8 protein-coding genes are annotated in these 11131 nt (G+C 68.0%); 3 read left to right on the top strand and 5 right to left on the bottom strand.

The features are described 5' to 3' along the window. Positions 1-172: 172 nt before the first annotated feature. Together mog and ACK59X_RS13930 are read left to right on the top strand one after the other, a co-directional pair. Positions 173-781: a molybdopterin adenylyltransferase gene (mog, locus tag ACK59X_RS13935; RefSeq protein ID WP_409957931.1), complete on the top strand. Its 609-nt coding sequence runs from the start codon at positions 173-175 to the stop codon at positions 779-781. Positions 782-964: 183 nt separating this feature from the next. Next, positions 965-1819: a hypothetical protein gene (locus tag ACK59X_RS13930; RefSeq protein WP_409957929.1), complete on the top strand. Its 855-nt coding sequence runs from the start codon at positions 965-967 to the stop codon at positions 1817-1819. Positions 1820-1838: 19 nt separating this feature from the next. Here the strand turns inward: ACK59X_RS13930 and cysE are convergent, their stop codons facing one another. Both cysE and ACK59X_RS13920 read right to left on the bottom strand, forming a co-directional pair. Further along, positions 1839-2618: a serine O-acetyltransferase gene (gene cysE, locus ACK59X_RS13925; protein ID WP_409957932.1), complete on the bottom strand. Its 780-nt coding sequence runs from the start codon at positions 2616-2618 to the stop codon at positions 1839-1841. A gap of 34 nt (positions 2619-2652) precedes the next feature. Further along, positions 2653-3405, bottom strand: coding sequence for an RNA methyltransferase (locus ACK59X_RS13920; RefSeq protein ID WP_409957927.1), 753 nt, complete (start codon positions 3403-3405; stop codon positions 2653-2655). Positions 3406-3563: 158 nt separating this feature from the next. On the opposite strand from ACK59X_RS13920, the gene ACK59X_RS13915 reads away from it, so the two are divergent. After that, complete coding sequence (locus tag ACK59X_RS13915) at positions 3564-4499, top strand: inositol monophosphatase family protein (RefSeq protein ID WP_409957925.1); 936 nt, start codon at positions 3564-3566, stop codon at positions 4497-4499. A 36-nt stretch (positions 4500-4535) separates the two neighbouring features. Here the strand turns inward: ACK59X_RS13915 and ACK59X_RS13910 are convergent, their stop codons facing one another. The 3 genes from ACK59X_RS13910 to ACK59X_RS13900 form a co-directional block, all read right to left on the bottom strand. Next, positions 4536-5666 carry a two-component system response regulator gene (locus tag ACK59X_RS13910; protein WP_409957923.1) on the bottom strand — a complete coding sequence of 377 codons (1131 nt, stop codon included), beginning with the start codon at positions 5664-5666 and terminating at the stop codon, positions 4536-4538. Between the two features lie 26 nt (positions 5667-5692). Continuing rightward, positions 5693-10561, bottom strand: coding sequence for a PAS domain S-box protein (locus tag ACK59X_RS13905; protein ID WP_409957921.1), 4869 nt, complete (start codon positions 10559-10561; stop codon positions 5693-5695). A 42-nt stretch (positions 10562-10603) separates the two neighbouring features. Further along, a partial coding sequence (locus ACK59X_RS13900; protein WP_409957919.1) for an EAL domain-containing protein occupies positions 10604-11131 on the bottom strand: 528 nt, incomplete at its 5' end.

The following is an 11131-nucleotide window of genomic DNA, read 5'->3' as shown; positions in this document are numbered from 1 at the left end:
AGATGATCGTCCCCTACGCCGATGCCGCCGCGCTGGTGCTCGCGCACCTGGAGCCCGCAGATGCGATGTCGCGCCACCGCGTGGGTCTGGCACTGCCAGAAGGCATGCGCGGCAGGAAGGACACCTGGGCCGCCCGCTGGCGACGACGACCATGGCGGGGACGAGGACGAAGATGCCTGACGCCGCATCGGACGCCGTGTACGACCCCGTACGCATCGGCATCGTCTCCATCAGCGACCGCGCCAGCAGCGGCGTGTACGAGGACAAGGGCCTGCCCGCGCTGCAGGACTGGCTCACGCGCGCCCTGCTCAACCCCATTGGCTTCGAGCCGCGCCTGATCCCCGACGAGCAGGCCGGCATCAGCGCCACGCTGATCGAGCTGGTGGACACCGCGGGCTGCAGCCTGGTGCTGACCACCGGCGGCACCGGCCCGGCCCTGCGCGACGTGACCCCCGAGGCCACACTGGCCGTGGCGCACAAGGAGATGCCGGGCTTTGGCGAGCAGATGCGCCAGATCAGCCTGAAGTTCGTGCCCACGGCCATCCTCTCACGCCAGGTGGCGGTGGTGCGCGGGCAGAGCCTGGTCATCAACCTGCCCGGCCAGCCCAAGGCGATTGCCGAGACGCTGGAGGGCCTGCGCGGCCCCGATGGCAGCCAGATCGTGCCCGGCATCTTTGCCGCCGTGCCCTACTGCATCGACCTGATCGGCGGCCCTTACCTCGAAACGCGCGACGAAGTCTGCAAGGCCTTTCGGCCCAAGAGCGCGGTGCGCAGCCGCTGAACGCCGGGCTGGTGCCGCGCGCCATGCTTGCATTTTGTAACCAGCGACGCAATTCTCGACCCGCCCGGGTGCGCCGGGTCACACGCAAGTGCACCGTGCAGCCTCTAGACTGGCCGCTGCATCCACTTCGACCCAATCCATCGAATGAAGAAAAGGCTTGTTCTTCAACTCACCCTGGTTGCCATGCTCACTGCCTGCGGCGGTGGCGGCGGCAGCAGCGACGGCCCCACGCTACCGCCGCAGCCGCGCCTGGTGGGCGAGATCTTCGGCACGCCCGACCAGTTGGCCACCTCGGACCTCGTGACCAATGCGGGCTACGGTGGCTACGGCGGCGCACTGGAAACCTCGCGTGCGATCCAGAAGGCCGGCAAGGCCAACCTGCTGGACTTTTTGTTCCTGTTCCCGACCCGCGAGCGCGGCCAGATCCGCCTGGTGGAGAACGCCAGCGCCCGCCTGGACAGCTACATCGCACAGAACAATGACCTGCTGGTGCCCGGCGTGCACGTGTACCTGATCGATGAGATGTACCTCGGCGCGGCCCTGCTGGGGGACAACCCTGCGGAATACCAGGCGCAGCTCGACGACCTCACGCGCGGCATCGCACTGGTGCGCCAGAAGCTGCCCAGCGCGAAGGTGGGGATCTCCTTCAGCCCGCACGCGACCTTCAACAACCCCAAGATCACGCCCTTCATCCGGGCAGCCATCGCCCAGGTGGACTGGGTGGGCACCACCTCGTACTGGCTGGGCGACAAGGCCACCATTCCCGCGCTGCACGAATGGTCACGCACCCTGCCGGGTATCGCACGCGCCGCGCAGCCCAAGGTCGAGACCTGGTACATCGCCCAGGCCTTCCGCGACCTGAACTGGGACCGGCAGGCGTTTCGGGACTACATGCAGACGGAGCTGCAGATCTCGGACAGCTACGACGCGATCATCTTCTTTGGCTGGCAGGAGACCTCGGAGCTGTCCAAACAAACCGCCGGACGCTACTTCGAGGCCGAGACGCGGGCCGTCTACAGCAGGTTCCTCAAGAAATAGGCGCAGGGGCGGGCAGAATCTACTTGCCCACCAGCTCGTTGAGCTTGCCCGCCTCGAACTGCTCTGTGGTGGCTGCGTCGCAGGGCACGCAGTCCTTGGTGGACTGCACCGTGGAGAGTTTCTCGATCGCCTGCCACAGCAGCATGATCTGGTGCTCCTGCGAGGAGGCGTTGTCGATCAGTCCGCGCATGGCCTGCGACAGCGGGTCGTCCTCCTGCGTGATGCCATAGGCGGTGAATTTGCGCGCCTGCTGTGGCTCGGTCACGTCGGCGCTCTGCCCGGCCTTGGACGGGATGATGCGCGCCGGGATGCCCACGGCCGTGGCGCCTGCAGGCACGGGCTTGATGACCACGGCGTTGCTGCCGATCTTGGCGCCGTCGCCCACCTCGAAGCCACCCAGCACCTTGGCGCCCGCGCTGACCACCACGTCCTTGCCCAGCGTGGGATGGCGCTTGGCGCCCTTGTAGAGCGAGGTGCCGCCCAGGGTCACGCCCTGGTAGATGGTGCAGCCATCGCCGATCTCGGCGGTCTCGCCGACCACCACGCCCATGGCGTGGTCGAAGAACACGCGCTCGCCGATCTTGGCGCCCGGGTGGATCTCGATGCCCGTGAGCCAGCGCGCGATGTGCGAGATGAAGCGCCCCAGCCACTTGAAGCCGTGGCCCCAGCACCAGTGCGCCGGCCGGTGCAGCCAGATGGCGTGCAGGCCGGGGTAGCAGGTGATCACCTCCCAGGTGCTGCGGGCAGCGGGGTCGCGATCGAGGATGCACTGGATATCGGAGCGCAGGCGTGCAAGCATGGCCATGGTTGTTTTTGGAATATGGAAATGCAGTCTAGCGCTTTGCCTGCGCCGTCTGGATCATGGCTTTTGCGACACCACGCAGGATGTGGATTTCCTCGGCACCCAGTTGCGCGCGGTTGAAAAGCTGGTTCAGGCGCGGCATGAGCTTCTTGGGCGCCTCGGGATCGAGAAAACCGATGTCCACCAGCGCCCGCTCCCAGTGCGCGAGCATGCCAGCCACCTGGGCGGCGTCGGCCACCTCTCGCTCCGGTGGCGCGGCAGGCTGCGCCGGCGCACCAAAACCGCCCAGCGCCATGCGCCAGTCGTAGGCGACGACCTGGATGGCCGCGCCCAGGTTGAGCGAGCCAAAACCCGGGTTGGTGGGAATCGAGAGCGCCACATGGCAGCGGTACACGTCCTCATTGGCCATGCCGAAGCGCTCGGAGCCGAACAGGAAGGCCACGCCCGATTCCGCGGCAGCGCCGGGCGCGCGCGGCGCGGTCAGCTGCGCAAAGTGCTCGCGCGGCGAGCGGGTCGGCGGGCCGAAGTCGCGCGGCGTCATGGCCGTGGCGCACAGGTGGCTCATGCCGTCGAGCGCCTCGTCCAGCGTGGCGACGATGCGCGCCTTGTCCAGCACATCCAGGGCGCCGCTGGCGCGCTGGATGGTCTCTTCGCGCCGCAGCACGTTGGCCCAGCGCGGGGCGACCAGCACGAGCTCGTCGAAACCCATGGTCTTCAAGGCGCGCGCGGCTGCGCCGACATTGCCGGCGTGGCTGGTGTTGATCAGTACAAAACGGGTCTTCATGGGCAGCAAAAGGGCCGAACAAGCCCCTGCTTGGGGACAAAAAGCGGCAAAGCGGGTAAAATCAGCGCCCTATTGTCGCCGCCCGCATCGCCTGGCGGTGTTCCACGCTCCTCTTTCGCACGTGCGCCCCTGCCGGCGCGCTGCCTGAAACACAATTTATGTCGTCCAACCTGCACCCCATGCTCAACGTGGCCATCAAGGCCGCACGCGCCGCCGGCGCCATCATCAACCGCGCGGCCATCGATGTGGAGGCCGTGCGCATCTCGCAAAAGCAGGTGAACGACTTTGTGACCGAGGTGGACCACGCGGCCGAAAAGGCCGTGATCGAGACGCTGCTGGGTGCCTACCCCGGCCACGGCATCCTGGCCGAGGAGTCGGGCTCGCAGTACGGCGCCAAGGATTCGGAATTCGTCTGGATCATCGATCCGCTGGACGGCACCACCAACTTCATCCACGGCTTTCCCGTGTACTGCGTAAGCATCGCGCTGTCGGTCAAGGGCAAGATCGAGCAGGCCGTTATTTACGACCCCTCGCGCAACGACCTGTTCACGGCCACCAAGGGCCGCGGCGCGTACATGAACGAGCGCCGCATCCGCGTGAGCAAGCGCACACAGCTCAAGGACAGCCTGATCTCCACGGGCTTTCCCTTCCGCCCGGGCGACAACTTCAAGGCCTACATGCTCATGATGGGCGAGGTGATGCAACGCACCGCCGGCCTGCGCCGCCCCGGCTCCGCCGCGCTGGACCTGGCCTATGTGGCCGCCGGCTTCACCGAAGGCTTCTTCGAGACCGGCCTGTCGATCTGGGACATCGCCGCTGGCTCCCTGCTGGTGACCGAGGCCGGCGGCCTGGTGGGCAACTTCACGGGCGAGGCCGAGTTCCTGGAACAGCGCGAATGCCTGGCCGGCGCCCCGCGCATCTACGGCCAGCTGGTACCCATCCTGGGCAAGTACAGCAAGTTCGCCGGTGCCGGCGACAAGGCGGACATCCGCCAGGCAACGGCTGCCGAGGACTCCGAAGCCGCTGATGCGACTCCAGAGGCCGACGCAGCAGCGCAGGACGTCGCGGACAAGGACGAGAGCGCACCGCTCTGATGGATTTCCGCAGGGCGGCTGTCCGCCGCCCTGCCCTCACGCCGGGTCGGGGTATTTCTGGGCGATGACGCGGAAGTCCTCGGCGATCTCCACGAAGGCATCGACCATGTCCGGATCGAAGTGCGTGCCCCGGCCGCGCACGATGGTGCTGCAGGCCTGGTCGTGCGAGAAGGCAGGCTTGTAGACGCGCTTGCTGATCAGCGCGTCGTACACGTCGGCCACGGCCATGAGCCGGGCCGACACGGGAATGGCATCGCCCGCCAGGCCCTCGGGGTAGCCCGAACCGTCCCATTTTTCCTGGTGGCTGTAGGCGATCTCCTTGGAGACGCTCAGGAAGGCCACGCGCATGCCCAGGCGCTTTTCAGCGTCCTCAATGGCGGCGCGGCCCAGTGTGGTGTGGGTCTTCATGACCTCGAACTCCTCCACCGTGAGCTTGCCGGGCTTGAGCAGGATGCTGTCCGGGATGCCGATCTTGCCGATGTCGTGCAGCGGGGCCGACTTGTAGAGCAGGTCGATCATGCGGTCGTTGAGCACATGCTCGAAGCGCGGGTGGTGGCGCAGGCGCTCGGCCAGCGTCTTCACGTACAGCTGGGTGCGGCGGATGTGGTTGCCGGTCTCGTTGTCGCGCGTTTCGGCCAGCGAGGTCATGGCCATGATGGTCACATCCTGGATGGCCTGCACCTCCAGCGTGCGCAGGGCCACCTCGCGCTCCAGGTAGGCGCTCTTGTCGCGCAGGAAATCGGCCGTGGCCTTGAGCGCCAGGTGCGTGTTCACGCGCGCCAGCAGGATGGGCGGGCTGATGGGCTTGGTGATGTAGTCCACGGCGCCCAGGGCCAGGCCCATGCGCTCGTCGTCGGGGTCGGAGCGGGCCGTGAGGAAGATCACCGGGATGTCGCGCGTGGAGGGCTGCGCCTTCAGGCGCCGGCAGACCTCGTAGCCATCGACCTCGGGCATCTTGATGTCCAGCAGGATGAGGTCGGGCGGTGTGCCCGACTGGGCGATCTTGAGCGCCTTCTCCCCATGGTTGGCCACCTTCACCAGGTAGTGCTCGCGCAGCAGGCTGCCCATCAGCGTGAGGTTGTCGGGCGTATCGTCCACCACCAGTACCGTGGCAATCGGCTTGTCCACAAGGGTCGGCTGCTGCGAGGCGAAGGGCGCGTTGTCCATGGGCTTTCCTGCGAAGGGGGGACCGTTCAATGGGCGAGGGCGGAATCAGGGGAAGGCGGCGGCTCGGGGAACACAGAGGCGATGGTATCCAGCGCCTGCTCGAAATCAAAGTTCCGAATGTGCACATCCACCGCCTTGAATGCCGGGCCCAGGAATCCCTCCAGCGCCATGGCATTGTGTTGCAAAAACTCGGCGGCTGCCGGGTCGTCCTGTAAAAGCAGGGTGCGCAGCCCGTGCAACAGCTCCGCAGGGGCCTGGGCCGGCCCCGCGCCGCCCGCATCGGCCGGGCCCTGGGCCGTTTCGTGCCACTGGGCCAGGGCCTCGACCAGGGGCCCGAGCACGCCGCCCAGCGCCGCGAGCAGGGGGGCCGTGGCCTCCTGCGCCGGCGGGCCCCTGCGCAACAGGTCTTCGAGCTGGTAGGCACGGTCTGCCACTTGCAAGGCACCGATGTTGGCCGCCACCGAGCGCAGCGTGTGCGCCAGCCGTTCGGCCAGTCCCACCTCCCCGGCATCGAGGGCCGCCCGCATCTCGCGCACCACCGTGGCCTGCCCCTGCGCGAACCGGCCCAGCATCTCTGCGTAGAGGGCAGGCTTGCCCAGGGCGCGTTGCAGGCCAAGCACCGTATCGAGCCCGGCCACCAGGGGCCAGGCCATCGGCCAGGGCGGTCTGGGCGGCACGGCAGCTCCGTTGCCCGGGGGCTGCGGGGCCGAGTCCTGGGGCACGCCCAATCCGGGGCGCGGCTGTATCCAGCGCGCCAGCGCCGCCCACAGCGCGGCCGGGTCGATGGGCTTGGCCACATGGTCGTTCATGCCGGCATCGAAGCAGCGCTGGCGGTCGGCGTCCATGGCATTGGCCGTCATGGCGACGATGGGCAGGCGCGCAAAGCGCGGATCGGCGCGCAGGTGCCGCGTGGCGGTCTCGCCGTCCATCACCGGCATCTGCATGTCCATCAGCAAAAGATCGTAGCTGTCGTCCTGCAGCCGGCGGATGGCTTCCTGCCCGTTGCCGGCCACGTCCACGTCGAAGCCCGCATCGCGCAGCAGCTCCACGGCCACCATCTGGTTGAGTTCGTTGTCCTCCACCAGCAGCACCCGCGCGCCGCGGATGGACGCTGGCAGCTCGTCGGCCGCAGGCGGCGGCACGTACTGGCGCTGCAGCGCAGGCAGCGCGTGCTCCAGGGGCTGCATCAGCGTCTCGAGCAGCAGCGAGGCATTCACGGGCTTGATCAGCACCGTCTCGATGCCCTGCGCGCGCGCGGCGCGCATCACGTCCTCGCGCCCGTAGGCCGTGACCATGAGCATCTGCGGCACCTGGGGCATGCCCAGGCCGCGGATGTGGCCCGCCAGTTCCACCCCGTCCATGCCCGGCATGTGCCAGTCGAGCAGCAGCAGGCCGAAATAGCGGTCCTGCGCCATGGACGCGCGCAGGATCTCCAGCGCCTGCAGGCCGGAGTAGGCCTGCTCCACCTCGAAGCCCATGGCCTGCAGCATGTCAGACAGCACGGTGGCCGCAGTGTGGTTGTCGTCGACCACCAACACCCGGCGGCCCACCAGGTCCGGCGGCGGCAGCAGCACCCGGGCCGGGGCGCCACGCTCCAGCGGCAGGCTGACCCAGAAGGTCGAGCCCTTGCCGAACTCGCTCGTCACCCCGACCTCGCCCCCCATCAGCTCGGCCAGGCTCTTGCAGATGGCCAGCCCCAGGCCGGTGCCGCCATAGCGGCGCGTGGTCGAGGTGTCGGCCTGCTGGAAGCTGGCAAACAGGCGCCCCATCTGCTCGCCCGTAAGGCCGATGCCCGTGTCGCGCACCTCGAAGCGCAGGCTCACCCGCTTTTCGCTCTCTTCGAGCAGGCGCACGGCGATGCTGATCTCCCCCTGGTCGGTGAACTTGATCGCGTTGTTGGCAAAGTTGATCAGGATCTGGCCCAGGCGCAGCGAATCGCCCACGAGGTTGGGCGGCACGTTGGCAGCCACGTCGCAGACCAGCTCCAGCCCCTTGGCGCCGGCCTTGTAGCCCACCACGTCGGTCACGCTCTCGAGCATGCGGTCAAGCACGAAGGGCTGTTTTTCCACCGTGAGCTTGCCGGCCTCGATCTTGGAGAAATCGAGGATGTCGTTGATCACGCCCAGCAGGTGCTGGCCGGCCTGCTGGATCTTGCTCACGTAGTCGTGCTGGCGCGTGTTCAGCCCGGACTTGAGCGCCAGGTGCGACATGCCGATGATGGCATTCATCGGCGTGCGGATCTCGTGGCTCATGTTGGCCAGGAAGTTGGACTTGAGCGCGGTCGACTCCTCGGCCAGTTCCTTGGCGCGGCGCAGGTCTTCCTCTGCGCGCCGGCGGTCGGTGATGTCCACGAAGGTGCCGATGGAGCCCCCGGGCGAGCCATCGGCGCGCGCAAAGGCATGCAGCCAGAACAGGGTGTGGTGCACCACCCCGTCGGCATAGGGCAGGTCCACCTCCTTGTGCACCGAATGCAGGCCGTTCATGGCCTGCAGGTTGTCGCCCTGGAAGCGCATGCGCTGCTCGGGCGGAAGGAATTCGAGGTCCAGCACCGTCTTGCCCACCAAATCGTCGCGGCGCACCCCGAAGGCCTGCTCGTAGGCGCGGTTGAAGCCGATGTAGCGCCCGTCCGCATCCTTGTAGAACAGGGGCACGGGAATGGCGTCGATCAGCGCCTGCTGGAAGTCCAGTTGCTCCTCCACCTGCTCTTCGAGCTGCTTCTGGTCCTGGATGTCCACGCTCACTCCGACCACGCGCACCGCCCGGCCAGCCTCGTCGCGCAGGATGCGCGCCGCCATCAGGAACCAGCGCACCTCGCCGTCCGGGCGCACGATGCGCCAGGAGTTGCGCAGACCGGTATCGGTGCCCGCCAGGCTGGCGTTGAAATGCGCCCTGGCTTCCTCGCGGTCGCCGGGGTGCAGGCGATCGAGCCAGAAGTCGACGCCCGTGGGCTGCGTGCCCGCGGGCAGGCCGAGCATGGACACGAGCTTGGCCGACCAGACCACGGTGTCGGCCACCAGGTCGATGTCGAACACGCCCACCTTGCCGGCTTCCTGCGCGATCTCCAGGCGTTCGTTGGCCTGCTGGATGGCGATCTCGCCGCGGCGCGCCTCGGTCACGTCCTCGATGACCCAGATGGAGGCCGAGCGGTGGCCCTCCATGTTGATGCGGCGCCCGGCCAGCCGGGCCTCAAAGCTGCTGCCATCGAGGCGGCGCAGCGTGGCGCGCTCGCGCAGCGCCTGGCCCGAGGCGAGCCGCGGTGCGATGAGCGCATTGAACTGGTCGTAGTCGCCCTGCTCCCCGAACAGGGTGGCCACATCGCCGCCCAGCAATTGCGCCGCGGTGCCGCGCATGAGCTCCACGAAGGCGGGGTTGAACTGGCGGAACTTCCCTTCGCAGACCAGCAAAATGGGCGGCGCATTGTCGAAGATGGCGGTCTGCTGCTCCAGCAGCTCGTTGAGCAGGCGCTCGCGCCGCTCCAGCTCGGTCTGCGCGCGCATGCGCTCCGAGACATCCTCGTGCAGCCCGACGATGGCGATGCGCTTGCCCCGCTCGTCGAACACCGGCGACAGCGTGGCCTCGTCGTGGTAGATGCTGGCGTCGCGGCGCCGGTTCACGAAGCTGCCGCGCCAGGAGCGGCCCGACAGCAGGGTGGCCCACATGTCCTTGTAGGTCTGCGGCGGCGTCTGGTCGGTGGAGACGATGGACGGCTTCTTGCCACGCACCTCGTCCAGCGCGTAGCCGGTGTTGCGCTCGTACTGCGGGTTCACCCAGTCGATGCGGCCTTCGCCGTCAGTGATGACCACGGCCACGGGGCTGCTCTCCAGCGCTGCGCCCAGCACCCGAAAGCGCTCCAGCGCAGCCGCCATGCGCGTGCGGCTGCGCAGCAGGTCCAGCAGCAGCAGGCCGAGCAAGGCCAGCAGCACGAAGGCAGCACCACCCACCTGCCAGCGCAGCAGGGGCGGCACCAGCGCGCTCACGTCGTCGAGCACCACCAGCTGCCACTGGCCCCCGGGGTCGTTCCATTCGATGCCGCGGCTCGCCACCGCGTAGGTCACGCCATTGAGCAGCACCTCACCGGCATCGGGCGCAAACGGCAGCGCCGAGGCCACGCCGTTCTCGAAGTGGCGCCCGAACTGGCGCGAAGCGCGGATGGCATCGATGCGCGCCTGGGTGAGCGGCGGCGCCACGGCAAACTGCCACTCGGGGCGGGTCGACGAGAAGGCCACCCCCTGGGGGGACATCAGAAGGGCCGGGATGCCGGTGCTTGCCACCAGCGCATCGACCACCTCGAAGCCCACCTTGAACATCACCACGCCGATGATGGTGCTGTTGGGGGAGTCCGTCTCGTAGAGGGGCGCGGCGTAGTACAGGCCACGCTCCTGGCTATTGACGCCAATGGCCGCATAGACGCTGATGGCGCCCTTCATGGCCTGCTGGAAATAGGGGCGGAATGCGAGGTTCGACCCTGTTGCCTTCTCGCCCGCGGTCTCGTGGGCGACCACGGTTCCGTCCGCCGACATCACGTACACGCCGCTGATCAGAAAGCGCCCGCGCGCCACCGCCAGCCGCGCCAGCGAGCCCGGGTCATCGGGCGGCGTGTAGCCGCGCGCCATGTCCTTGAGCTGTGGCTCGCTCAGGCCCATGAGCGAGACGGCCCCGATCAGGCCGCCGCCCGTGGTTTGCGTGATCAGCGCATCGGCCGCCTGCTGCACGATGCGCGTGCGCTCCAGCGCCCGCTCCTGGCCGCGCCAGTAGACCACGCCCTGCACCACCAGCCAGGCCCCGAGCAGCGACAGCGCCACCACCAGCAGCAGGCCCCGCGTCCAGGCCGGATCGCGTTCGAGCACGCGATCCAGGAAACGCCCGCCACCATCGCTCCGGGTCACCCGCGCCATGCGCAGCCTCCGGTGGACGCGGCGCCCGCCCATGCATCGCCATCAACGCGTCGGGTCCAGCATTGCATCGATTTCCTCCACCGGCACAGGCCTGCCAAACAGATAGCCCTGGAAGCCCTCGCAGCCATGCAAGCGCAGGAAGCCCAGTTGCCCCGTCGTCTCCACCCCCTCGGCCACCACCTGCAGGTCCAGGCTCTTGGCCAGCGCCAGGATGGTGCGCACAATGGCCGCGTCGTTGGGGTCGCTCAGCACGTCGCGCACGAAGCTCTGGTCGATCTTGATCTGGTCCAGCGGCAGCCGCTTGAGGTAGGACAGGGAGGAGTAGCCGGTGCCGAAGTCGTCCAGCGCAAAGCCCACGCCTTCGGCCTTGAGTTGCTCCATGCGCACGATGGTGTCTTCGATGTCGCCCAGGAGCAGGCTTTCGGTGAGGTCCAGCTTCAGGAGCTGGGGCTTTGCCTGGCAGTCCTTCAAGGTGCCCAGCACTTGGGCGACGAAGCCGGGCTGGCGGAACTGGCGGGCGCTGACGTTCACGGAGATGGACAGGTGGGCGGTGGCCGGGTTCTGGCCCCA

The sequence above is a fragment of the Acidovorax sp. genome (genome assembly GCF_046339755.1).
Classification (GTDB): domain Bacteria; phylum Pseudomonadota; class Gammaproteobacteria; order Burkholderiales; family Burkholderiaceae_C; genus Acidovorax.
Note: the sequence above shows the minus strand (reverse complement) of the source record. Positions and strands in the feature narration are given on the sequence as shown.